The 24,083-nt window shown below is 68.6% G+C and carries 23 protein-coding genes; 14 read left to right on the top strand and 9 right to left on the bottom strand.

Annotation, left to right across the window (positions count from 1 at the left end; all coding sequences use genetic code 11):
- Positions 1–33 precede the first annotated feature (33 nt).
- The 4 genes from ACQP06_RS20900 (at position 34) to ACQP06_RS20915 (ending at position 4,162) form a co-directional block, all read left to right on the top strand.
- Entirely contained in the window at positions 34–1,611 is a 1,578-nt protein-coding gene (locus tag ACQP06_RS20900) for an LVIVD repeat-containing protein (RefSeq protein ID WP_433666189.1), read from the top strand.
- 83 nt (positions 1,612–1,694) lie between these two features.
- Complete coding sequence (locus tag ACQP06_RS20905) at positions 1,695–2,267, top strand: DUF305 domain-containing protein (protein WP_433673390.1); 573 nt, start codon at positions 1,695–1,697, stop codon at positions 2,265–2,267.
- Between the two features lie 47 nt (positions 2,268–2,314).
- Positions 2,315–3,316, top strand: coding sequence for an adenylate/guanylate cyclase domain-containing protein (locus ACQP06_RS20910; protein WP_433666190.1), 1,002 nt, complete (start codon positions 2,315–2,317; stop codon positions 3,314–3,316).
- A 123-nt stretch (positions 3,317–3,439) separates the two neighbouring features.
- A complete protein-coding gene (locus tag ACQP06_RS20915) occupies positions 3,440–4,162 on the top strand; it encodes a PaaI family thioesterase (RefSeq protein WP_433666191.1) in 723 nt (240 codons plus the stop codon).
- A gap of 61 nt (positions 4,163–4,223) precedes the next feature.
- Here the strand turns inward: ACQP06_RS20915 and ACQP06_RS20920 are convergent, their stop codons facing one another.
- From ACQP06_RS20920 to ACQP06_RS20930, 3 genes are read right to left on the bottom strand one after another with little or no spacing between them, the layout of a single operon-like run.
- Positions 4,224–5,513: an acyl-CoA dehydrogenase family protein gene (locus ACQP06_RS20920; RefSeq protein WP_433666192.1), complete on the bottom strand. Its 1,290-nt coding sequence runs from the start codon at positions 5,511–5,513 to the stop codon at positions 4,224–4,226.
- A gap of 2 nt (positions 5,514–5,515) precedes the next feature.
- On the bottom strand, positions 5,516–6,157 hold the full coding sequence (locus ACQP06_RS20925) for a TetR/AcrR family transcriptional regulator (protein ID WP_433666193.1): 642 nt from the start codon (positions 6,155–6,157) through the stop codon (positions 5,516–5,518).
- Positions 6,154–6,900: an SDR family NAD(P)-dependent oxidoreductase gene (locus ACQP06_RS20930; RefSeq protein WP_433666194.1), complete on the bottom strand. Its 747-nt coding sequence runs from the start codon at positions 6,898–6,900 to the stop codon at positions 6,154–6,156. Before ACQP06_RS20930 ends, ACQP06_RS20925 begins: the two co-directional genes overlap by 4 nt.
- Positions 6,901–7,082: 182 nt before the next feature.
- Here ACQP06_RS20930 and ACQP06_RS20935 point away from each other — a divergent pair, with 182 nt between their 5' ends.
- Positions 7,083–9,275: a malate synthase G gene (locus ACQP06_RS20935; protein ID WP_433666195.1), complete on the top strand. Its 2,193-nt coding sequence runs from the start codon at positions 7,083–7,085 to the stop codon at positions 9,273–9,275.
- A 142-nt stretch (positions 9,276–9,417) separates the two neighbouring features.
- The gene (locus tag ACQP06_RS20940; RefSeq protein ID WP_433666196.1) at positions 9,418–9,921 is read left to right on the top strand and encodes a hypothetical protein; all 504 of its coding nucleotides are present in this window, start codon (positions 9,418–9,420) and stop codon (positions 9,919–9,921) included.
- 297 nt (positions 9,922–10,218) lie between these two features.
- Here ACQP06_RS20940 and ACQP06_RS20945 read toward each other — a convergent pair whose 3' ends face one another.
- Positions 10,219–11,721, bottom strand: coding sequence for an MFS transporter (locus tag ACQP06_RS20945; RefSeq protein WP_433666197.1), 1,503 nt, complete (start codon positions 11,719–11,721; stop codon positions 10,219–10,221).
- An 89-nt stretch (positions 11,722–11,810) separates the two neighbouring features.
- Between ACQP06_RS20945 and ACQP06_RS20950 the strand changes: the two genes are divergently transcribed.
- Positions 11,811–12,467 (top strand): TetR/AcrR family transcriptional regulator, encoded by a 657-nt coding sequence (locus ACQP06_RS20950; RefSeq protein ID WP_433666198.1) that lies wholly within the window; start codon positions 11,811–11,813, stop codon positions 12,465–12,467.
- A 125-nt stretch (positions 12,468–12,592) separates the two neighbouring features.
- On the opposite strand, the gene ACQP06_RS20955 is transcribed toward ACQP06_RS20950, so the two are convergent.
- The 3 genes from ACQP06_RS20955 to ACQP06_RS20965 are packed head-to-tail and all read right to left on the bottom strand — an operon-like array spanning position 12,593 to position 14,123.
- Positions 12,593–13,555 (bottom strand): NAD(P)-dependent alcohol dehydrogenase, encoded by a 963-nt coding sequence (locus tag ACQP06_RS20955; protein WP_433666199.1) that lies wholly within the window; start codon positions 13,553–13,555, stop codon positions 12,593–12,595.
- Positions 13,552–13,779, bottom strand: a complete 228-nt coding sequence (locus ACQP06_RS20960) for a helix-turn-helix transcriptional regulator (RefSeq protein ID WP_433666200.1) — start codon at positions 13,777–13,779, stop codon at positions 13,552–13,554. Before ACQP06_RS20960 ends, ACQP06_RS20955 begins: the two co-directional genes overlap by 4 nt.
- Positions 13,773–14,123 (bottom strand): hypothetical protein, encoded by a 351-nt coding sequence (locus ACQP06_RS20965; protein WP_433666201.1) that lies wholly within the window; start codon positions 14,121–14,123, stop codon positions 13,773–13,775. Before ACQP06_RS20965 ends, ACQP06_RS20960 begins: the two co-directional genes overlap by 7 nt.
- Positions 14,124–14,297: 174 nt before the next feature.
- Between ACQP06_RS20965 and ACQP06_RS20970 the strand changes: the two genes are divergently transcribed.
- The 3 genes from ACQP06_RS20970 to ACQP06_RS20980 all read left to right on the top strand — a co-directional run bounded on the left by ACQP06_RS20970 (position 14,298) and on the right by ACQP06_RS20980 (position 16,710).
- Positions 14,298–15,515, top strand: coding sequence for a cytochrome P450 family protein (locus ACQP06_RS20970; protein WP_433666202.1), 1,218 nt, complete (start codon positions 14,298–14,300; stop codon positions 15,513–15,515).
- 273 nt (positions 15,516–15,788) lie between these two features.
- Entirely contained in the window at positions 15,789–16,103 is a 315-nt protein-coding gene (locus tag ACQP06_RS20975) for a hypothetical protein (RefSeq protein WP_433666203.1), read from the top strand.
- A 28-nt stretch (positions 16,104–16,131) separates the two neighbouring features.
- Positions 16,132–16,710: a hypothetical protein gene (locus tag ACQP06_RS20980; protein ID WP_433666204.1), complete on the top strand. Its 579-nt coding sequence runs from the start codon at positions 16,132–16,134 to the stop codon at positions 16,708–16,710.
- Between the two features lie 25 nt (positions 16,711–16,735).
- Here ACQP06_RS20980 and ACQP06_RS20985 read toward each other — a convergent pair whose 3' ends face one another.
- On the bottom strand, positions 16,736–17,548 hold the full coding sequence (locus ACQP06_RS20985; protein WP_433666205.1) for an amidohydrolase family protein: 813 nt from the start codon (positions 17,546–17,548) through the stop codon (positions 16,736–16,738).
- 271 nt (positions 17,549–17,819) lie between these two features.
- Between ACQP06_RS20985 and ACQP06_RS20990 the strand changes: the two genes are divergently transcribed.
- From ACQP06_RS20990 to ACQP06_RS21005, 4 genes are all read left to right on the top strand, one after another.
- Positions 17,820–18,365: an HNH endonuclease gene (locus ACQP06_RS20990; protein ID WP_433666206.1), complete on the top strand. Its 546-nt coding sequence runs from the start codon at positions 17,820–17,822 to the stop codon at positions 18,363–18,365.
- A 57-nt stretch (positions 18,366–18,422) separates the two neighbouring features.
- Complete coding sequence (locus ACQP06_RS20995) at positions 18,423–18,689, top strand: WhiB family transcriptional regulator (RefSeq protein WP_379280559.1); 267 nt, start codon at positions 18,423–18,425, stop codon at positions 18,687–18,689.
- A 272-nt stretch (positions 18,690–18,961) separates the two neighbouring features.
- A complete protein-coding gene (locus tag ACQP06_RS21000) occupies positions 18,962–20,563 on the top strand; it encodes a VWA domain-containing protein (protein ID WP_433666207.1) in 1,602 nt (533 codons plus the stop codon).
- A gap of 90 nt (positions 20,564–20,653) precedes the next feature.
- Complete coding sequence (locus ACQP06_RS21005; RefSeq protein WP_433666208.1) at positions 20,654–21,064, top strand: DUF7144 family membrane protein; 411 nt, start codon at positions 20,654–20,656, stop codon at positions 21,062–21,064.
- A gap of 83 nt (positions 21,065–21,147) precedes the next feature.
- Here the strand turns inward: ACQP06_RS21005 and gcvP are convergent, their stop codons facing one another.
- Positions 21,148–23,994 carry an aminomethyl-transferring glycine dehydrogenase gene (gene gcvP / locus ACQP06_RS21010; protein ID WP_433666209.1) on the bottom strand — a complete coding sequence of 949 codons (2,847 nt, stop codon included), beginning with the start codon at positions 23,992–23,994 and terminating at the stop codon, positions 21,148–21,150.
- Positions 23,995–24,083 lie beyond the last annotated feature (89 nt).

The raw sequence follows: 24,083 nt of genomic DNA on the forward strand, positions 1-24,083 counted from the left end.
CGGTCGAGCACGCGAGAAGACGGGGGTACCGCGATGGGGCGGTTCACGAGTATCCGGCGGTCCAAGCCCGCCGTGGTGCTGGCGGTGACGCTGATGGGGGCGGCCGTGCTGCCCATGCACGGGGCGTCGGCGGATCTGCAGTCCGATATCGCCAATCAGGTGCAGCAGTTCCTCGATGTCGGGCGAACGTCGGTGCCGCGCGCCGACTGCGGACCGGACTCGCTGCCGGAAACCGGTATGCAGGGCGATGTTCCGGCCGACGACCGCAACAGCGGGCGCAGCACGCTGGGGTATCGGTGCAATATGTCGTTCGTCGGCGGGTACGTCGGCAAGGGCGCGGGCATCACCTCGACCACCTACGACCACTGCTCCTACACCGGATCGCTGTTCCCGGGCAATATCCTCGGTCCCGCCCAGGGCGTGCAGGTGCTGGACGTGTCGGATCCGGCGAATCCGGTGGAGACCGGCAGCCTCACCGAGCCCGCCATGCTCGCGGGCACCTGGGAGTCGCTCAAGGTCAATGCCGAACGGAAACTGCTGGTGGGCACCGGTGTTCCGGTCGGCATCGGCGCGGGATTCCTGTCGGTGTACGACATCTCCGACTGCGCGCACCCGCGACTGCTGAACCCCGGCCCGGGCACGAATCTGATGATGCCGCTGCCGATCACGACCCACGAGGGCGGCTTCTCCCCCGACGGGCGCACCTATTGGGCCTCGGGCATCGCCCCCGGTTTCGTCAGCGCTGTCGACCTGACCGATCCGACCAACCCGCACGTGATCTGGCAGGGCCTCACCGGCATCGAGGCGCACGGGTTCGGCATCAGCCCGGACGGCAACCGTATGTACCTGTCCGCCCTGGGCGGCTTCACCGTCCTCGACATCAGCGCCGTGCAACGCCGCGACCCGAATCCGCAGGTCCCGCACCTGGGCCGGGTGTTCTGGACCGACGGCTGGGCAACCCAGCACAGCATCCCGGTCACCTACGACGGCAAGCCCTACCTGTTCACCGTCGACGAGGGCGGCGCGGGCGGGGTGAAGCTCATCGACGTCTCCGACGACACCAATCCGTCGGTGGCGGCCAAGCTGAAGCTGGAGATCAACCTGCCGGAGAACCAGGATTCGGCGATGGCCTCGGCCATGGGCGGTTCGGTGTTCTCCTACGACGCCCACTACTGCGCCGCCGACCGCCCCAACGACCCGACCGCCCTGGCCTGCGCCTGGGAGGAGTCCGGCATCCGGGTGTTCGATGTGCGGGATCCGTTCCACGTCAAGGAGATCGCCTACTTCAACCCGCCAGCACGCAAGGGCCGCAACCTGGAGTTGTGGAACTCGCCGCACGCGCTGGCCTCGATCATCGGCGTGCCGGTCATGGAGTTCCCGTCGGCGGCGCGGGCCATGCTGGAGGGCAAGTTCGATCCGAACCAGGCGCTGTCCTCGCGGACCGGCATGCTGGCCTTCGGCGACCTGTCCACCGACTGGTGCTTCTCACCGCCGGAGTGGCACGGCAACCAATTGTGGGCCACCTGCAACGACAACGGCTTCATGGTGCTGCAGCTCGCCGACGACGCGTACACCCCGCCCGCCGACCAGCACTCCGTGGTGGGGTCGTGACGGAAAGTCCCGCACCACTGCGTGATCGAGCACGGCGGCCGCTCTCGATCGCCGTGCTCGCCCTGGCCCTGCTCGCGGCCGGGATGCTGTTGCGGCCGCTGCTGATTCCCGAGAGCCATTCCGCCGCACCGGTTCTCAACCCGGTCGAGATCGGATTCAGCCAGGACATGTGCGCGCACCACGAGCAGGCCCTGATCATGGTCCAGCGCCTGGATTCCGGGGTCGACCCGACGGTGCGTCAGCTGGCCCAGCAGATCGCCGACGCCCAGCGTCTGGAGATCGGCACCCTGCTCGGCTGGCTGCGCCTGGCCAATGCCGCACCGCAGTCCTCGCATCCGATGACGTGGATGACCACGGATTCGGTGGCGGCGCACGATCATTCGGCGATGGCGGACGGCGCCTCGATGCCCGGGATGGCCACCCAGGCCGAGCTCGACGCCCTCGCCACCGCCCGCGGCAAGGACGCCGAGGTGCTGTTCCTGCAGCTCATGCTGCGTCATCACCGCGGCGGCGTGGCCATGGCGAAGGCGGCCGATCAGCGGGTCGCGTCGGGTCCGGTGAAGGAGTCCGCGCGCGGCATGATCGCCTCGCAGTCGCAGGAAGCGGGCCTGATGACGATCATGCTCGCGCAACGCAATGCCCAACCGCTGTCGTGAGATTCCCGACCGCCCCTCGCGGCCGCGTCGTGTGCTGTACTGACCGCATGATCGAATCCGGTGGGTCGACCGAGATCGTCGACGCGGTGGTCGAGCGGTCGCTGTTGGGCGGGCCGCGCCGGTACACCCGCACCCAGGTCGCCGAACTGTCCGGAGTGCCCGTCGAGCAGGCCCGGAAATTGTGGGTGGCCCTGGGTTTCCCGGCCGCCGCCAGTGACGACGAGGTGGCGTTCACCGACAACGACGTCGCCGCGGTCCGCGCCTTCGCGGCCCTGAGCGCGGCCTCGCTGACCAATGAGCAGAGCCAGGTCGCGGCCGCCCGCACCATGGGCCAGGCGATGGCGCGCCTGGCCGAGTGGCAAGCCGATCTGATCACCCGCGAGGTCGGCGGCCGGCTCGCCGCCGCCAATGGCGCGACACCGGAGGCGAGCCGGGAAGCCACCGCGCACACCATCGCGGTGCTGGCCGAACTGCACGACTACGCCTGGCAGCGGCACCTGGCCGCGGCGCTGAGCCGCGCCCACGAATCCGGTACCGCCACAAGGCCGTTGCTGGTCGGGTTCGCGGACATGGTCGGCTACACCCGCCTGTCGCGGCACCTCGACCCGGACGAGCTCACCGAACTGCTCGACGCCTTCGAGACCACCACCACCGAGGTGATCACCGCCCACGGCGGCTGGGTCATCAAGAACGTCGGCGACGAGGTCATGTTCGCCGCCGAGCACCCCCGCGCCGGCGCGCGCATCGGCCTGGACATGCAACAGGCGATCGCCCGTGCGGCCCAGACGATCCCGGAGATGCCGCAGATCCGCGTCGGCCTGGCCTACGGCCCGGTCCTGACCCGCTTCGGCGACCTCTACGGCACCGTCGTCAATGTCGCCGCCCGCCTCACCGGCGTGGCCCGCCCCGGCACGGTCCTCGCCGACGACGGCGCGGCCGCCCAGCTCGACGCCGACCCCGACCTGACCCTGCGCCACCTGCGTAGCGTCCGCGTGAAAGGCATCTCGCGCCTGCGTTCCCACGTGGTCCGCGAGCGCAAACGCCGCTAGTCCCCGAGCGGCCACGGCTCACCTCGCCGGGTGTGAAATGTCACGGGAACGCGTGATCGCGGCCTGGGTATCGTCAGTCGTGATGATCGGCCACGGCGGCCGGGAAAGGCTGGGCCTCCCACGATGACGCAGGCGCAAGCGCTCACCCTTCCCGCGCACATCCACGGCTACCCGCAGATCGTGTTCGGCGGCTACCTCGCGGGCCTGCTGGCCGAGCGGTCCGGCGCGGACACCGTGCGCGTCGACTTCCGGCGCCCGGTCATGGTCGGCACCCCGATCCTGCTGTCGCGTCCCGAGCACGGTCACGCGATCTGCACCGCCACCGACGACACCTTGCTGGTGGAGGCCACGCCCACCACCCTGGCCCTCGACCCGCCGCCCGCCCCGTCGTGGGCGGCGGCGAAATCCGCTGTCGAGCTCAGCCTGTCGGGCGATCGGACGGTCACCGACTGCTACGGCTGCGGGTTGGCCTGCGAACCCGGCCTGGGTCTGCGCTTGTTCCCGTCGGAACTGCCCGGGCATCAGCAGATGGCCGCCACCTGGACTCCCGACGCGCGGCTGGCCGACGAGTCCGGCGAGCTCCCGCCCGAGGTGGTCTGGTCGGCGCTCGACTGCCCCGGCGGGCGCGCCGCGTTCGTGTTCTCCCACATGCGCGGCGGCGCGTTCACCGCCGCGCTCAGCGCGACCCTGCTCCGGCCCGTGTACGCCGGGAACGACTACATCTCCCACGCCTGGGTCATCGCCCGCGAGGGCCGCAAACACACTGTCGGAGTGGCGCTCTCGACCGCGGACGGCGACCTGTGCGCCGTCTCCGAGGCGCTCTGGATCGAACCGCGCCAGGACTGATCGCCACCCCGCTCCACGGAGACAGCGACGGGGCGGGCAAGTCGCCCGCCCCGGCACCGGATCAGAGGTTGCCGACGGTGTGTTCGAGCCGTTCGGCGACCAACTGACGCGCCTTCTCGCGCAGGATGGGCCGATATCCGCTGGGGTACACCGGATCCGCGGGCGCGTACCCCTTCAGCACCTCCTTGGCCAAGGTGATCTTGTGGACCTCGGTCGGCCCGTCCGCGATGGCCATGATCTGCGCGTAGGTCATCATGTCGGTGAACGGCAGGTCGGTGCTGACGCCGATCGCACCGTGCAGGTGCATGGCCCGCTGGGCGATGTCGTGCATGACCTTCGGCATGGCGACCTTGATGGCGGCGATGTCGTGACGCACCTTGCGGTAGTCCTGCTCCTGGTCGATGCGCCACGCGGTGCGCAGCACCAGCAGCCGGAACTGCTCCATCTCGATCCAGGATTCGGCGATCTTCTCCTGCGTCATCTGCTTGCCGCCGAGATTGCCCTTGCCCATCGGGCGGGACACGGCGCGCTCGCACATCATGTCGAAGGCCTTGCGCACCAACGCGACCGTGCGCATGGCGTGGTGGACGCGGCCGCCGCCCAGACGTGTCTGGGCCACGATGAATCCGAGCCCCTCCGCGCCCAGCAGCGAGTCCGCGGGAATGCGGACATCGGTGAACCGCAGGTGCCCTTCGTGCTCGCTGAAACCGGGCACCGTGAAGTTCTTCACGATCTCCAGGCCGGGGGTATCGGCGGGCACGATGAACATCGACAGCCGCTGATGCGGCGGCGCGTCCGGGTCGGTCACCGCCATGACGATGTGGAAGGTGGCGAATTCGGCGGCGGAGTTGAACCACTTCTCGCCGTTGATGACCCACTCGTCGCCCTCCCGCACCGCGCGGGTCCGGAACGCCGTCGGATCCGACCCGCCGGTCGGTTCGGTCATGACGTAGCAGGAACCGATCTCGCCGTCGAGCAACGGCCGCAGGTACTTCGCCTTCTGCTCGGGCGTGCCGAAGTGCGCGAGGATCTCGGCGTTCCCGGAATCCGGCGCCTGACAGCCGAACACCAGCGGCGCCCACTGCGAGGTCCCGAGCACCTCGTTGAGCAGCGCCAGCTTCAACTGCCCGTAGCCGGGGCCGCCGAGTTCGGGCCCCAGGTGGCAGGCCCACAGCTGCTGTTCCTTCACCTTCTCCTGCAGCGGCTTCATGAGCGCCCGGATCTCCGGGTCGGTGCGGTCGTATGGGTTCGGGTAGATCAGGTCGAGGGGTTCCACCTCGGTCCGGACGAACTCCGCGACCCAGTCCAGTTTCTTCTGATACTCCGGATCGGTGCCGAAATCCCAAGCCATGGTCAGCCTTTCGTGGTCTTGCGCGGTTGGATGAGTCCGTCCAGGACGGTGGTGCAGAGGATGCCGGCGATCTCGTCGGGCGTGTGCTGCCCGCCGGGCCGGTACCAGAAGGTCACCGAATTGAGCATGCCGAGCACGCCATTGGTGACCACGTGGTCGGCGGTGCGCAGCACGCCCGCCGCGGTGCCCGCGTCGATGACCTGCTGCCACAGGTGCTGGATGCGGTCGCGCAGGTCCTGGAGTTCGCGCGCCCGATCACCGTTGAGCGCGGACACGTCGCGCAGCTGGATGGCGACGGCGGCGCGGTTCGCGATGATCATCACCACGTGCGAGTGGATCAGTCTGCGCAGCTTGGTGACCGGATGGTCGGGACCGTGCGCGATCTGCTCGGCCTCGCCCAGCATGAGCCGGGTGTAGTCGCCGAGGATCTGCCACAGCAGCTCCTCCTTGGACCCGATGTGGTAGTACAGCGCCCCGCGCTGCACCCCGGCCCGATCCCCGATCTCGGCGACGCCGGTGCCGTGGAAACCCTTCTCCGCGAACAGCTCCAGCGCCGCGCGCACGATCCGCTCCCGGGTCTCCCCCGGCCCGGCCTCGGAGGCGGGCGGGCGGCCGCGGCGGCGGGCCGGGACGGCGGCGGTCACCGGAATCCACCGTCCAGGGCCAGTGTCGCGCCGGTGCAGTAGGCGGAGGCGTCGGAGGCGAAGAACAGCGCCGCCCCGACCATGTCGGCCGGGACCCCGAGGCGGCCGAGCGCGGTGTGCCGCGCCAATTCGGTGCGCATCTCCGCGGGCCAGGCCTTGGCGATATCGGTGTCGAAGGGCCCGCAGCGAATCGTGTTGACCCGCACCGCCGGTCCGTAGGTGTGGGCGAAACCCCCGGTCAGCGTCTCGAGCCCGGCCTTCGCGGCTGCGTAGGGCACCGCGAGCGGTTCGGGGTGGGCGGCTTCGATCGAAGATATATTCACGATCGATCCCCCGCCCGCCGCCGCCATGCGCGCGCCGATGAGCGCCGAAAGCCGGAACGGCCCCTTCAGATTGGTGGCGATCACCTTGTCGAACATGGCCTCGGAAACCTGGTCCAAGCTGGGATAGAGCAGCGACATCCCGGCGTTGTTGACCAACACGTCGACACGCCCGAACTCCTCATGGGCCGCGTCGGCGAGCGTCTCGCACTGCCCCCAATCGCCCACATTGCAGGCCACGGCCAGGACGCGCTGCCCTGTGGCGTCGCGCACTTCCCGTGCCAGTTCCTCACACGCGTCGAGCTTGCGGCTGGCGATCACGACATCGGATCCGGCGGCCGCGAACGCCCGCACCATCTCCCGCCCGAGCCCGCGGCTGCCGCCTGTTACCACAGAGACCTTGCCCGACAAGGCTTTTCCCATGAATCGCACCTTCGCGTCGCGCCCCCGGAAAATGTTCCACCCAGTACATTAAATGTACCGATCGATACAAACAACCCCCATCGCCCGAGGCCTCCACCCCGAGGCCGGGGAATAACGCCCCGTACCGGCGAGTAATATGACGGGCGTACTTTTTCACCCGGCTTCTCGAAATGAGGCAGTAGATGACAGAGCGGATTCAGGTCGGCGGGCTGCAGGTTGCCAAGGTGCTCCACGATTTCGTGGAGAACGAGGCCCTCCCCGGCACCGGAGTTGATTCCGCCGCGTTCTGGTCGGGTGCCGAGGCCGTCATCAATGACCTCGCCCCCCGCAACCGCGCACTGCTGGCGGAACGCGACGACATCCAAGCCAAGATCGACGAGTGGCACCGCGCGAACCCGGGCGCAGGCTACGACAAGGCTGCCTACAAGCAGTTCCTCACCGAGATCGGCTATCTCCGTCCCGAACCGGCCGACTTCCAGATCGGTACCGAGAACGTGGACGCCGAAATCGCCACCCAGGCAGGACCGCAGCTGGTCGTGCCGGTGATGAACGCCCGCTTCGCCATCAATGCCGCGAACGCGCGCTGGGGCTCGCTCTACGACGCCCTGTACGGCACCGACGCCATCTCCGAGGCCAACGGCGCGGAGAAGGGCTCGGGCTACAACAAGGTCCGCGGTGACAAGGTCATCGAGTGGGCCCGCAACTTCCTCGACGACGCGGTGCCGCTGATCACCGGCTCGCACGTCGGCTCCACCAAGTACTCGATCGAGGACGGCGAGCTCGTGGTCGGCCTCGAGGACGGCACCGAGATCGGCCTGGCCGACAACGATGTTCTCGTCGGCTACCTGGGCGACCCGGCCAACCCGACTTCGGTGCTGCTGAAGCACAACGGGCTGCACATCGAGATCCAGATCGACCCGTCCTCCCCCATCGGCTCCACCGACACCGCCGGTGTCAAGGACCTGGTGCTGGAGTCCGCGGTCACCACGATCATGGACTTCGAGGACTCGGTCGCGGCCGTGGACGCCGAGGACAAGGTCCTCTGCTACCACAACTGGCTGGGCCTGATGAAGGGCGACCTGGCCGAGACGGTCACCAAGGTCGGCAAGACCTTCACCCGCACCATGAACCCGGACCGCGTCTACACCGCGATCGACGGCGGCGAGCTCGTGCTGCACGGCCGTTCGCTGCTGTTCGTGCGCAACGTCGGTCACCTGATGACCTCCGACGCGATCATCGACGCCCAGGGCAACGAGATCCCCGAGGGCATCATGGACGGCCTGATCACCGTCCTGATCGCCAAGCACGCGCTCGACGCCGCGGGCGACGAGTCCGCGAAGCGCAACACCCGCACCGGCTCGATCTACATCGTGAAGCCGAAGATGCACGGCCCGGACGAGGTGGCCTTCACCAACGAGCTGTTCGGCCGCATCGAAGAGGTCGTGGGCCTGCCGGTCAACACCCTCAAGGTCGGGATCATGGACGAGGAGCGCCGCACCACGGTGAACCTGAAGGCGTCCATCCACGCCGCCAAGGACCGCGTGGTGTTCATCAACACCGGCTTCCTGGACCGCACCGGCGACGAGATCCACACCTCCATGGAGGCCGGGCCGATGGTCCGCAAGGCCGAGATGAAGGGCCAGCAGTGGATCAAGTCCTACGAGGACTGGAACGTCGACACCGGTCTGGCCACCGGCCTGCCCGGCAAGGCGCAGATCGGTAAGGGCATGTGGGCCATGCCGGATCTGATGGCCGAGATGCTCGTCCAGAAGATCGGCCACCCGAAGTCGGGCGCCAACACCGCCTGGGTGCCCTCGCCCACCGCCGCCACCCTGCACGCCACCCACTACCACCTGGTGGACGTGTTCAAGCGGCAGGCCGAGATCGCCAAGGGCGGCCCGCGCGCCACCGTCGACGAGATCCTCGAGATCCCGCTCGCCCCGAACACCGACTGGTCCGCCGAGGAGATCCAGCAGGAGCTGGACAACAACTCGCAGGGCATCCTCGGCTACGTGGTGCGCTGGATCGACCAGGGCGTCGGTTGCTCGAAGGTGCCCGACATCAAGGACATCGGCCTCATGGAGGACCGCGCCACGCTGCGCATCTCCAGCCAGCTGATGGCCAACTGGCTGCGCCACGGCATCGTCACCGAGAAGGACGTCATCGCCTCGCTCGAGCGCATGGCCCCCGTCGTCGACCGCCAGAACGCCGGCGACTCGTCGTACTTCGCCATGGCTCCGGACTTCAACGCCTCCATCGCCTTCCAGGCGGCGAAGGAACTGGTCCTCGAGGGCACCACCCAGCCCAACGGCTACACCGAGCCGATCCTGCACCGCCGCCGCCGTGAGGCCAAGGCGTTCAACAAGAGCGTGTAGGAATCAGCCGCTTCGGCGCATGACAGGGAATCCCCGGTCGACCACGGTCGGCCGGGGCTTCCCCCTTTTCCCGGACCTGCCCCTGAAATCCGGGGCGGCCGAGCCAGGTGTGAAAAGCGTTGATTCCAAATATGATCCGGCGATGATCAACTCCTCGCGGATCGCTCGCGCCGGGCTGCTCGGCGCGCCGGCGCTCGCGCTGCCATTGCTGTTGACCCCGACCGCCCATGCCGCCATCGACTCCTTCGGCGCCGACTGCGGGACACCCGCGGTTCCCTGCAAGGTGTTCATAACGACCAAAGGGACCGACCGGCTCAGCCCGGTGACCTTGACGGTCAACGGCACCGTAATCGGCCAGGACACTCCGTACACCAGCGCGGACGGGCTCAATGGGTTCGCGCAGATCACCTGGACCCCACCGGCTGTGGGCGCGTACGCCCTGACAGTCACCCAGGGCGCCTCCTCGCGTTCGGTCAATGTGAGCATCTGCCCGAAGAATCCGTCGACCTATCCCGACATCTCGTTCTCGCCGGGATCCGCCGTGTCGAGCGCGTGCGGCATCATCGGCAGCGCCGTGAACTCCGGCTCCGCGTCGGGTTCGGCCGCGGCCGTGCTGCCGATCTTCAGCGGCTCCGCGGGCATGTGATCGCGCTTCGACTTCGTTTGAGCTGCAACGGAATCCCCGGTCGATCCCCGTCGACCGGGGATTCCCCATTTCGGAGCAGGTCGGATACGCTGCGCAGCGTCAATCACCCCGAGCATGAGGATTTATCGATGGGTTCTGCCGTTCTCGAGATCGTCAATGTCATCCTGACCCACGTCAACGCGACCGTGTCGTGGTTCACCTCGGGCTCGGCGGGCCCGATCCCGCTGTAAGACCGCGCGGACGACAGCGCGAACCCCTCCACCGTACGGACGGCGGAGGGGTTCGGGCGTTTTCGGATCAGAGGGCGGCGGAGGCGGTGGCGAATTCGCCGGCGGAAGCCAAGGCGGCGTCCTCCTCGACCTCGTGCGGGGTCAGGCGGCGGCCGGTGTGGCCGAGGCCGAAGCCGGCCAGCAGCGCTGCCACCGCGAAGAAGGCCGCACCCGTCAGGAAGGCGATGCGGTAGGCCTCTTCGGCAGGGAGCGCGATCACCGCACCGTTGGGCAGGGCGTGGCCGAGAGTGTCGCTGGTGAGGATGGTGACGACCAGTGCGCTGCCGATCGCGCCGCCGACGGTGCGCATGATCGAGTTGATCGAGTTGGCGATGCCGGTCTCGTGCGGCGCCACATTGGCGACCAGGAGAGCGGGCATGGCGGCGTAGGCGATCGCGATGGCGGCGTTCGCGATGATCAATGCGACAACGACTTCCGAGCTGGTCGTGTGCAGCAGCGCCAGGGCGGTGAGCGCGAACAGGCCGATGACGCAGGCGAGCAAGAGGACGTAGCGCGCCCCGATCCGCCCGACCAGGCGGCCGGCGATCGGGCCCATCACGACCGAGACCACCGCACCCGGCAGCATGAAGGCCACGCTGGTGCGCAGTACGGAGGCGTCGAAACCGAAGCCCGCCAGCGCCCGCGGCGTCGCCACGAAGTAGGTCGCCCCGAGGAACACGCTGAACATCGCGAAACCGACGCAGAAGCTGGCCAGATTGGTCACCGCGACCGGGCGATGCGCCAGCAACGAGGTCGCCACCAGCGGCGAACGCAGCTTGGACTGCAGCACCAGGAACCCGGCCAGCACGACCACCGCGGCGATGAACAGTCCGATCACCCGGGCGCTGCCCCAACCCCATTCGTGGCCTTGGGAAATCGGCAGCAGCAAGCAGACCAGACCGACACCGAGGACGGCGGCGCCCACATAGTCGACGCGACCTCTCTGGCCCGCGCGCCGCGGCAGGGTGAAGAACGCCAGCGCCAGCACCACCACCGTCAGCACGACGCACAGCCAGAAGATGCGACGGTAATCCGCGCCGCCCTGCGTCAGCAGACCCGTGGCCACCAGCGCGACACCGCTGCCCACACCCAGCGTGGACGCGGTGACGGCCAGCGCCCCGGTCAGGCGCTCGGCGGGAAGTTCATGGCGCAGCACGCTGATCGCCAGCGGGAACAGTCCGAAACTGGCCCCCTGCAAGGCCCTTCCGACGATGAGCAGATCGATGCTGTGCGCCGAGGCCGCGATCAAGCTGCCGGCCAGCGTCACCGCCAGCGTCGCCAGGATGACCGGCTTGTGTCCGTAGACATCCCCCAATCGCCCGAGCAGCGGCGTCAGCGCCGAGGCGGCCAGCATGGTCGCGGTCGTGACCCATCCGACGGTGGTCGCCGAGACACCGAGCTGCACACCGATCTGCGGCAGCGCGGGCACCGGCAGGGTCTGGGCCATGGCCAGAAGGAACACGGTGCTGGCCATGGTCAGCATGATCGCGGTCGGCGAGGGGGAACGCCGATGCTCGAGCGGGGAGGTCATTCGTGAAACCCTACGACGGAATCGACACAGTGTCGATTATGATAGACGCCACGTCCATTGCAGGAATGGAACTCGAATAGGGTGAACACATGGCGCAGCAGGGCGGACGCAAGGTGAACCAGACCCGAGTCACGACCGAAGGACTGCGCCGCCGCGGCGCCGTGTCGAAGGGTGATCAGCGCGAGGCCGAGATCCTCGACGCGACCCGCCGACTGCTGACCGAGAAGCCGATGGCCAACTTGACCGTCGACGACATCACCACCGCGACAGGCATTTCGCGCACCAGCTTCTACTTCTATTTCCCGTCCAAACACGCGGTTCTCGCGCGCCTGATGGAGGACGTGAGCGACGGCTACGCCAAGACCCACGTCTGGCTGCCGTCCGCCGGCCCGCAGCGCGAACTCCTGCGCACCCAACTCGCGGGGACGGCCGCGATCTGGCACGACAACAGCACGATCCTGGTCTGCTCACTGGAGGGTTACGACAACAACTACCCGCCACTGACCGAATTCATCGCCACCATCCAGAACCGATTCACCAGCGCGCTGGCCGCCAAGATCGAGCGCGACCGCGCGGCCGGCCTCGCACCCGAGGGCATCGACTCGGCAACGCTGGCGACTCTCGTCACCCTGATGCGCGACGGCCGGCTGTCGCAGTTGTCCGCGGCGCCCCCGAACGAGGTGACTCGCGGCCTCGACGACCTGACCGAAGCGATCCTGCGCCTGATCTACGGCCGACTGGACTGACCCTGCCGACGGATGCCCCCGATGGCGTCTATCAGGACCACGGCCCCGCGCCAGTCCGCCGACCTTGCTGATTCACCTGTGCGCCGGGCAGTGTCATGGCCGGAGCCGATCGGCCGTTTTCCGAGTCAGCTGACCACGATGACCGATTTGCCGCGCGAGTGGCCGGCGGCCAGGTGCGTGATGGCGGCGGGCGCTTCGGACAGGGCGTAGGTGCGGTCGATGTGCGGGACGACCGCGCCCGCGGTCGCGAGTTCGGCGAGCGCGACCAGGGCTTCGGGCTTGGGCAGGACAAGCAGGGCGCGCAGACGCTGCCGCGCGAAGGGCGAGAGCAACTCGGCACGCACCGAACGGCCCAGGCCGCCGAAGAAGCGGCCGCCGCCCTCACCACCGCCGAGCACCAGGGTGCCGGTCTCGGTCAGCAGGGAGCGCAACAACGCCAGCGGGCGGTTTCCGGCCATATCGAGGATGAGGTCGTAACGGCCGCTGAGCTTTTCGGTCCGGTAGTCGATGACGTGATCGGCGCCGAGCCCGGTGACGAAGCCCGCGGACGCGCCCGAGCACACACCGGTCACCGCCGCGCCGTAGTGCTTGGCAAGCTGGACCGCCAGGTGACCGACACCGCCGGAGGCGCCGATGATCAGCACGCGCTGACCGGCTTCGATGCGGCCCGCGTCGCGCAAACCGGTGAGCGCGGTCGTGCCCGAGATCGGCAGCGCCGCAGCCTGTTCGAAGCTCAGGTTTGCGGGCTTGTGTTGCAGCTTGGCCGCGGGGGCGGCGGCGAATTCGGCGAACGAACCGGGGACCGTCCCGAAGACCTCGTCTCCGCGCTCGAATGCGGTGACCTGCGGGCCGACCGCTTCGACGATGCCCGCGACGTCCCAGCCGCGCACCCGCTCCCGAGGTTTGCCGGGGCCCAGCGCGAGCCGGGCGACCAGCGGTTCGCCGGTCATCATGTGCCAGACACTGGGGTCCACACCCGCGGCGCGGACCCGGACGAGAACCCCGTCCGGGCCCGCCTGCGGGGTGGGAATATCACTGTAGGACAACACATCAACGGTGCCGTAGACGTCCTGGGTGATAGCTTTCACGACTCTTCTTCTTCCGGATACTCGAAGATCTCGTCCAGTGGTGCACCGAACACCCGGGCGATCTGGAACGCCATCTCCAGCGACGGTGAGTACTTGCCCTGTTCGATGGCGTTGACGGTCTGCCGGGTCACGCCGAGCCGGTCGGCCAGCTCGGCCTGGGTCATCTCGCCATGCGAGAACCGCAGGGCGCGAATGTTGTTGGTGACCTTCGTGGGTTTCACCATGGCCACATCCCCCGCCGGTAGGCGACGAGTTTGGCGGTCGCGCCGACGACCGCGGACAGCGTGAACCCGAGGTAGATGACATTGGCGATCCAGAATCTGTCGCCGTTCGCCAGGGCCAGCACCAGCGCCGCCACCGCCCCGAGTACGACGAAGGCCTGGCCGATATGCGCTCCACGCAGATCGATTTCGCGGTCGCGGTCGTCGCGCCGGTCCCGATCCCGGGATCCGATCGCGACGGCGATACCGGCCACGATCGAGGCCGCGACGGAGCCGCCGATCGCCCACAGCATGGGCGAGACATAGGCGACGTCCACCAACGCGGTCTGCCGCGCCCGCGCCAGCACGACGATCAGGTAGATCGCATACGAGACGACGGCCGCGACACCAGGATCCAGGTTCGCTTCTCCTCGTAGGGCATGGCATGAGTGTAAAGAAAATACGACACTATGTACAGAATTCTTTACATAGCCGCGAAACAGCCTTCGCCGCAACAGATTCCATCGGCTACTGTCGAAACCATGGCCGATCTCGAAGCCCTGGACCGTATCGAATCGCTCGGTCCGGAATTCTTCGCCGACCCGCACGCCCACTACCGTCGCTGGCGCGAGGACGGCCCGGTGCGGCAGGTGCGATTCCCGGACGGGATCGTGCGGTGGGTCGTGCTGGACTACGCGGCGGGGCGGGCCGCGTTGAACGATCCGCGGTTGCACAAGGCGGCGGCGGTCAACGACGAGCTGCTCAGCCGCAAACGCGGTGCGCCGCCGTCGGATCCGAAGCAGCTGGCGGTCCTCACCCACATGCTGAGCACCGATCCGCCGGGGCATACACGGTTGCGGAAGCTGGTGACCCGGGCGTTCACCCCGCGGCGGGTCGCCGAGCTGGCGCCTCGAATCGAGGAGATCACCGACGGGCTGCTGGACGCGCTGGCGAGCCGGGACGAAGTGGATCTGCTGCGCGAGTTCGCGGAACCGCTGCCGATCACGGTGATCTGCGAGTTGCTGGGAGTGCCGCTCGGGGATCGCGACGATTTCCAGGAGTGGACTCGGGCGCTCGTCGCGGTGGCGGGGCTGGAGGAGAATCGGGCCGGCGCCGCGGCGGCCATGGCGGACTATCTGACCGGGCTGGTGCGGGCGAAACGGGAACGCCCCGAATCGGATCTGCTGTCGGCGCTGGTGCTGCCGGCCGACGATGGCGACACCCTGACCGAGACCGAACTGGTCGGGATGGCCACGCTGCTGTTGATCGCGGGCCACGACACCACCGTGAACCTGATCGCGAACGGCACCCTCGCCCTGCTGCGCAATCCGGAACAGTTGCGCGCCTTACAGACCGATCCGGAGGCGATTCCGGCCGCCATCGAGGAGTTCCTGCGCTTCGACGGACCGGTGAACATGAGCACAGTCCGCCACACGGCCGAACCGGTCACCATCGCCGGAACCGACATCCCCGCAGGCGAATTCGTCTTCGTCGCACTCCCCGCCGCCAACCGCGACCCGGAGCGCTACCAGGAACCCGACGCCCTGGATCCGACCCGCGACACCGGCGGCCATCTGGCCTTCGGCCACGGCATCCACTTCTGCGTCGGCGCTCCCCTGGCCCGGCTGGAAGCGCGAGTCGCCTTCTCGGCCTTGCTCTCCCGATTCCCGGATCTGCGGCTGGCGCGGCCGGCACAGGAGCTGGAATGGCATCCGAGCACCCTCATGCACGGGCTGAAGGAGCTTCCCGTCCAGCTCTAGACGGGTCCATAGGCGGCCGCGCGGATCGGGGATTTCCGCGCGACTCGCCCATCGCCGAAGCGACGAGCATCACAAAACTGGTCGGTCGACCATAGTTAATGAGCGGCGAATGACGAGGCCGGGCGAGAAAACGCCGCGATCCATGCGCGACAGAACAAACCGAGTGGTCACCTTTCGATAAAACTTCACCTTCCGAAACCGTTCGATGCGCTAACGTCACTCAGGCCGTACTGGTGGGACCGCATTTTCGGACGATGTGGAGGTGTCGCAAGAATGGTCGGGACAGCAACGCCGCCGAGGGAAAGCCAGCGCTTCGCTGCATGGTTCGACGCGGTCAAGCAAGCCCCGCCACAATCAATATTATTTGCTATTGGTTTGCTGTCTTTAATACCGGCGCTCCTGACCAGCGGTCCCATTCTGGCGGCCATCGCGATCTGGTACCACAGCAGCCGCAGTCTCGAGGCCAGCGCGACGCTGTTCTTCGCGACGCTGATCCTGATGGCGATGTTCGCTGTCTCGGCGCTGTCTCTCGGCGCGGCCTGGCGCCGCAGCCGCACCACCCCGATGCCGGCCGACGTGCAGGGTTGACCCCGCCGCGAAGAGAACGAGCTGCCTCATGACCGTAGTGATTGTTCCTTCCGCTCCCCGCCCGATCGCGCTGCCGCCCTACCGGCGGATCACGCTCAGCTTCCAAGCCGAGCAGACCCGATTGCGCGACACCGCCTCGCGGCTCGCCCTCCTGTGCCACCGCCGCTGGCTGGGCCGCTCCGACTTCGACATGTTCCCGCCGCTGCACCGCTGGGGCGCGGTCCCCACTCTGCCGTTGCCGCAGGGACTTCCGACGCCGCACAGCCTGATCAGCGCGGCGGCCCAGGGCGCGCGGCTGGCCGCGGCCACCCCGGTCGAATTCCTGGCCGCCGCGATCATGCTGTCCACCGGCTGCCCGGCGGCCGCGACCACCGACCCCCTCGCTCCCACGCCGGGACCGAGCCTGACCGCGCAACCGCTGAGCCTGTCGATCCTGGCCATGGACGAGGACGATGCCGCCCTGGCCGTCGACCTCGCCGTCACGGCCATCGCCGTCGCCGGCGGGCGGATCTCGCAGCGGCACGAGGACTGGATTCCCCTCGACGAGGAGCTGCCCCAGCACACCGGGACCCACGGCTCGGTCGCCGGTCCGGCGCCCGCCGCCTGATATCGCACGACCCCCGCGCGCCGCGTCAGAGCCCGAAGACGCGACGCGCGTTGCCGTCCAGATACAGCTCGCGGGTCTCGTCGTCCAGGCCCAGCGCGTCCAGACCGTCGAGAGCGTGCTGGGGCAGGATCATCGGATAGTTGGTGCCGAACAGCACCTTGCGCCGCCCGCTCGCGGACGTCAGATACGAGACGAGTTCGGGCGGCAGCCTTTTCGTGGTGTAGGCCGAGGTGTCGATCACCACGTTCTCGTGTTTGCGGGCCACCGCGATCATCTCCTCGGTCCACGGATAGCCGACGTGACCACACACGATGGTCAGCTCCGGGAAGTCCAGGGCGACGCGGTCGATATAGGGAATCGGGCGGCCCGGCTCCGAGGGCCGCAGCGGACCGGTGTGCCCGACCTGCGTGCAGAACGGGATCCCGAGGTCCACGCAGGCGGCGTAGAGCGGATAGAAGCGGGCGTCGGTCGGCGGCACCTCCCACAGCCACGGCAGCACGCGGACCGCCGCGAAGCCCTCGTCGCGCACCCGATGCCGCAGCTCACGCACCGATTCCATGGGTTTCCGCAGGTCCACCGAGGCCACGGCGGTCAGGCGGTCCGGGGCCTCGGCCACCCACGCGGCGACCTCGTCATTGGAGATGAGCGTGCCCTCCGGCGCGCACCACGCCGAGATGAGCGCCCGGTCGATGCCGCCCGCGTCCATGGCCGCCAGCGTCGCCTTCAACGGGATCTCGCCGGTGGGAATCGCTCCCCCGGTCCACCGTCGCAGCGAATCGAAGATGTCGCGCGCGAGAAACCGCTCCGTCGGATGCTGAGCCCAAGCGTCGATCGTCACCTTTCCAGTGTGGGGAACAAACGGCCGTCGCGGATCGTTCTCCATGCACCGGGGGCGGAAAAAATCAGCCGACAACGCAGCGTCGTTGTGCCACCATGTGATTCATCGAAGATCAGCCGACCGACACGGTCGTGACCAGCAGGAAGGGGGAGACGGCTTTGAATCCGAGTATCGACGAACAGTACCGGGGCTTCGGCCGTCTCCGGGCCCATTCGTAACCGGCCGGCCCCCTTTTCCTGTTCGATCCCTTTCACGAAACATGGTGACCCCCATGCTGTTCCGTCATGCCGAAGACCCGGAGATAACCACCGACAATTGGATACACGCCGGAGTGCTACTGCTCAACGCCTCCTACGAGGCGCTGACCACGATCCGCGCCGAGCGCGCGGTGGTGCTGCTGCTCGGCGGGGCCGCCGAGACCGTCGCCGAACGGCAGCCGCACTTCCCGATCCGCTCGCGGCACGTGGAGGTGGCGCTGCCGGAGACCGTCCGGCTCACCCGCTACATCTACCTCGAGCACCGGATCCTGACGCACGACGACGACAGCCGCGCCACCCTCCCGGCGGTGCTGCGCCGCGACCGGTACCGCTGCGGGTACTGCTCCGGCTGGGCCCGCACCGTGGACCACATCCGCCCGCGGTCGAGGGGCGGGCCCAATACCTGGGCCAACCTCATCGCCGCGTGCGGTCCCTGCAATACGTACAAGGCGGACCGGACTCCCGCGGAGGCCGGCATGCGCCTGCTGTGGGAGCCCAAGGCCCCCAATGACAGAGAGCGGGCCCAGCGCCAGATCTGGAAGGAACTGGCGGCTTCCTGACTCGAGGAACGACACACAGCCATCACGCGTGATCGGACATGAAAGGAGCGAGATCCGATGACGAACATTGCACTGCAGGAGCAGACCCTGGCGGATCTGCTCCCCATCTCCGACTCGAAGGACTACTGGGCGCGCGCGGCCTGCAAGGGTGACCCGAACCACGAGGCGTGGTTCCCGTACCCGTCGCAGGACTTCGACTACGCCCGCGGCATCTGCGCGGGCTGCCCGATCCGCCGTGACTGCGGTGACTTCGCGGCCCGCACCGGCCAGTCCGGCGTCTGGGGCGGGCACGAGTACGACCGCGGCAAGATGATCCGCGACTAGCCCAACTCTCGGGACTCTCAGGGCTTCGCCCCCGAACCCCCGGGGACTGCGGGGGCTCTGCCCCTGAACCCCCGATGTGGGAGTTGGTAGCACGGGCGGTCACCTCGCCAGAACGGGGTGGCCGCCCGTTCTCGTGCCGGTCGGGATGGGCGTTACCGGCTGGAACCGGTGGGGTGGTGGGCGTCAACATAGGATGGGCGCTCGTGGGTACTCATCGCGCCGCGGGCGGGTCACGAGGTGTCAGCAAAGGACCGGTTATCGCAGTCGTCGCGGTGATTGTCTTAGTGCTGGCGGTCGTCGGCTGGGCCTGGTTGTCGAATCGGTCGAAGGAGAAGGACAGCCGGGCCGCGTCGTCGTGCGTGGAGGGGACCGCCACGCTGGCGGTGACCGTCGATCCGGACATTCTGGCACCGGTGAAGGCCGCCGCGGATCGGTTCAATGCCACCGCGCCGCATGTTCGCGATCACTGCGCGCAGGTGGCGGTGACCGCACAGCCGTCGGCGGCGATGGTGGCGGCGTTCGTCGCGAACAAGTGGGACCCGGCCTTGGGTCCGCAGCCCGCGCTCTGGATCCCGCAGTCCTCGCGATCGGTCGAGCAGATGCGGGTGCCGGGTTTGATCGCGGGCACACCGGCCCCGGTCGCGGTGAGCCCGGTGGTGCTTGCCGTGCCCGAGGAATTGCGCCAAGCCCTCGATACCTCGAAGGTGCACTGGGCGGATCTGGCCAGGCTGCAGACCGGTTCGCTGGCCGATGCCGGGCTGCCCGCGTGGGGCAAGCTGCGCCTGGCCATGCCCGGCGGTGACACGACGGTCGCCGTCGCGGCCGCGGTCGGGTCGGGCGTCTCCGGTACCGATCCGCTCGACGAGAAGGCGGTCGCCACCGGACAGGTCGTCTCCGCGATCTCCGGTCTGGCCGCGAGCGCGCCCGCCGTGAAGGACGCTTCCGGTGCGCTCGCCGATCTGGCCGGCGCGGCCGACGCCGCCGGGCCGGTGCACGCCGTGCCCGCCACCGAACAACAGATTCGCGCCCACGCGGGACTGACCGCCTACCGTCCCGACAACGCGGGCCCGGTGGCCGATTTCCCCGCCGCACAGCTCACCGGCCCCTGGGTCGACCAGACCCAGAACCTCATCGCGGGCCTGTTCTCCGACTTCCTGCGCGCCCCCGACCAGTCGAAACTGTTCACCGACAACGGTTTCGGCGCGGCCGCCCCCGCGACCACGAAGGCACCGTCGAAGGCCGTCCTGGACAAGGTGAATCAGATCCTGGCCCACCCGGTGCTGGGCGTGCAGGCGACCGTCCTGCTCGACGTCTCCTCCTCCATGTCCACCACCGAGGGCTTCGGCACCCGGCTCGGCAATGCCGTGGCCGCGCTGTCGTCCACGATGACCGTGATGCCACCGGAGTTCGGGCTCGGCGTGTGGGAGTACTCCAAGAACCTCGACGGCGCGAACGCGCACAAGGTGCTGACCCCGACCGCGCCGCTGACCGACGCCCAGCGCAACGCCCTCGCCCAGGGCCTGACCACGGTGACCGCGAGCCAGTCCAAGCAGGACCGCACCTACCCCACCCTGGAGGCGGCCTACAAGAGCGTGCTCGCCAACTACGCCGCCGCGCGCACCAATTCGATCCTGCTCATCACCGACGGCCCCGAGGACGACTCCCCCGTCACCGGTGACCAGCTGCTCGCCGATATCGCCGCCGCGACCGATCCGGCGCATCCGGTGCGCATCGACGTGATCGTGGTCGGCGGCGCGGGAACCCAGACCCTGCAAACGCTCACCCAGCGCACCGGCGGCACCTACACGAAGGTCAACACCACCGCGGATCTGCCGTTCGGCACGGCGGTCTCGCAGGCGCTGACGACGCCCTGACCCAGCGGGCGGATCCGGACCGAGCAACAGCACGGCAACACATGGCCGTAATGTCCGGATCCGCCAGCTAATTCGTGGCATATTCGGCGGATGGCACACAGTACGGGTCCCGAACCCACATTGAAGCAGGGCCTGGCCGCCGGAACGACCATCGGTGCCGGCATTCTGCTGCTCGTCATCGGCGTGCTCTCGGTCCTGCAGGGCATTTCCGCGGTGGCGTCGGACGATCTGCTGGTCGTCGGCTACGACTACATCTACAAGCTGAACACCACCGGCTGGGGCTGGATCCACATCGGTGTCGGCATCGTCCAGATCATCGTCTCGATCGGCCTGTTGAAGGGCTCCACCTGGGGCCGCACCGCCGCCCTCGTGCTGGCGGCGCTGTCCATCGTGGAGAACTTCCTCTGGATCCCCTACTACCCGGCCTGGTCGCTCCTCATCATCGCCCTCGACGTCGTGGTGATCTGGGCGATCTCCACCTACAAGCCGGTCCACGCCTGACCCGTTTCACCTTGCGCCACAACGACGAGCGCCCCATCGGTTCGGTAAACCGATGGGGCGCTTGCCTGTTCAGCCGGGGCGGATCACTCCGCGTCGGCGTAGGAGTCCATCGGCGGACAGGAGCAGACCAGGTTGCGGTCGCCGTAGGCGCCGTCGATGCGGCGGACGGACGGCCAGACCTTGGCGCGGGTGTGCTTGACGCCCATCGGGTACACGGCGGTCTCGCGGGTGTAGGGGTGGTTCCAGTCGCCGACCAGGCATTCGGCGGTGTGGGGGGCGCCGCGCAGCGGGTTGTCCTCGACGGGCCAGACGCCGGCTTCGACCTGGTCGATCTCGCCCTTGATGGCGATCATGGCCTCGATGAAAGCGTCGAGTTCTTCGAGGTTCTCGCTCTCGGTGGGCTCCACCATGAGGGTGCCTGCGACGGGGAAGCTCATGGTGGGGGCGTGGAAGCCGTAGTCGGCCAGGCGCTTGGCGACGTCGTCGACGGTGACGCCGGTGCGCTTGGTGATCTCGCGCAGGTCGAGGATGCACTCGTGGGCGACCATGCCGTTGTCGCCGGTGTAGAGGACCGGGAAGTGCGGGTCCAGCTTGCGCGCAATGTAATTGGCCGACGCGATGGCGGTGAGAGTGGCGCGGCGCAGGCCGTCGGCGCCCATCATGCGGATGTAGGCCCAGGTGATCGGGAGGATCGACGCCGAACCGTACATGGCCGCCGACACCGCGTGCGAGCCCTTCACCAGCGGGTCGCCGGGCAGGTACTGGGCCAGGTGCTCGCGCACCGCGACCGGGCCGACGCCGGGACCGCCGCCGCCGTGCGGGATGCAGAAGGTCTTGTGCAGGTTCAGGTGGCTGACGTCGCCGCCGAACTTGCCCGGACGGGCCAAGCCGACCAGGGCGTTGAGGTTCGCGCCGTCGACGTACACCTGGCCGCCCGCCTCGTGCACCAGGCCGCACAGCTCGGCCACCTCGTGCTCGTACACGCCGTGCGTGGACGGGTAGGTGATCATGATGCAGGCCAGCCGCTCGGCGTGGTCGGCGATCTTGGCGCGCAGGTCGTCGAGGTCGATATCGCCGTTGGGGCTGGTCTTGACGATCTCCACCCGCATGCCGACCATGGCCGCGGAGGCGGCGTTGGTGCCGTGCGCGCTGGACGGGATCAGGCACGTATCCCGGTGGGAGTCACCACGATCCAGGTGGTAGCGGCGGATCGCGAGCAGGCCAGCGTACTCGCCCTGGCTACCGGCGTTGGGCTGCAAGGAAACCCGGTCGTAGCCGGTGACCGCGCACAGCCAGCCCTCGAGGTCCTCGATCAGCTTGATCAGGCCGGGCGCGTCCTCGACCGGCGCGTACGGGTGGACCCGGTTGAAGCCGGGCCAGGTGATGGCCTCCATCTCGGCGGCCGCGTTGAGCTTCATGGTGCAGGAGCCGAGCGGAATCATGCTGCGGTCCAACGCGATGTCCTTGTCCGAGAGCGCGCGCAGGTAGCGCAGCATGGCGGTCTCGGTGCGGTACTTGGTGAACGCGGGCGCGGTCAGGTATTCGGAGGTGCGGACCTCGATGTGCGGGCGCTGCTTGCCGTGGAACAGCGCGCCCTCGGGACCGACCGGAACCTCCGCGCCGAAGCAGTCGAGCACCGCGACCACGTGGGTGTCGGTGGTGACCTCGTCGCAGGCGACGGCCACGTGGTCGGCGTCGACGAGACGCAGGTTGATGCCCTCGCCCTTCGCCTTGGCCACGACGGATTCCGCGCCGCCGGGCACGTTCACCAGGACGGTGTCGAAGTAGGTCTGGTGCACCACCGCGTCGCCGAGACCGGCGGCCAGCCACTGCGCGTGCCCGTGCACGCGGCGCGCGATCGACCGCAGCCCGTCCGCGCCGTGGTAGGAGGCGTACATGCCGGCCAGGATCGCCAGCAGCACCTGCGCGGTGCAGATGTTGGAGGTCGCCTTCTCGCGGCGGATGTGCTGCTCACGGGTCTGCAGCGCGAGCCGGTAGGCCAGGTTGCCGTCGGCGTCGACGGAGACGCCCACCAGACGGCCGGGCAGCTGCCGCGCGTGCGCGGTGTGCACGGCGAGGTAGCCCGCGTGCGGCCCGCCGAAGCCCAGCGGCACGCCGAAGCGCTGCGTGGTGCCGAAGCAGGCGTCCGCGCCCTGCTCGCCGGGCGGGGTGACGAGGGTCAGCGCGAGCAGGTCCGCGCCCACCGCGACCAGCGCGCCGCGCTCGTGGGCGGCCTCGATGACCGGGGCCCAGTCCACGATCCGGCCGGACGCGCCCGGATGCTGCACGATGACGCCGAAGAAGTCGCCCTCGGGCAGCCCGCCGTCGGCCAGGTCGGCCTCCACGATCTCGATGCCCAGCGGCTCGGCGCGGGTGTAGAGCAGGGTGCGGGTCTGCGGGAACAGGTCGGTGTCGATGAGCAGCCGCTCGGACTTGGACTTGCGGTTGGCCCGCTGCAGCAGGGTCATGGCCTCGGCGGCGGCGGTGGCCTCGTCGAGCATGGACGCGTTGGCGACCTCCATGCCGGTGAGGTCGCCGACCATGGTCTGGAAGTTGAGCAGCGCTTCGAGGCGGCCCTGGCTGATCTCGGGCTGGTAGGGGGTGTAGGCGGTGTACCAGGCCGGGTTCTCGACGAGGTTGCGCAGCAGCACCGGTGGGGTGAGGGTGTCGTAGTACCCGAGCCCGATCATGGAGGTGGCGACGGTGTTCGAATTGGCCAGTGCCGCAAGCTCGGCCAGCGCGTCGTGTTCGGAGACGGCGTCGGGCAGCACGGTGAGGCCATTGCCCTCGGGGGCGTCCAGGATGCTGGCGGGCACGGCCCTGGTGGCGAGTTCGTCCAGCGACTCGACGCCCACGGTCTCGAGGATGCGGCCGGTTTCGCCGCTGTCGGGGCCGATGTGGCGGTCGGCGAAGGATCGAGTCCAGATCACGGCTGCTCCAAGGGGTGGGCGGGGGTCGACCATGGGGTCGACGTGTCGTCTGCCCTCCCCCTCTGTCCTCGATGCCTGAGAGATTCGGA

Origin of the sequence: Nocardia sp. CA-136227 (assembly GCF_050955695.1) — a bacterium.
In the GTDB taxonomy this organism is placed as follows: Bacteria; Actinomycetota; Actinomycetes; order Mycobacteriales; family Mycobacteriaceae; genus Nocardia.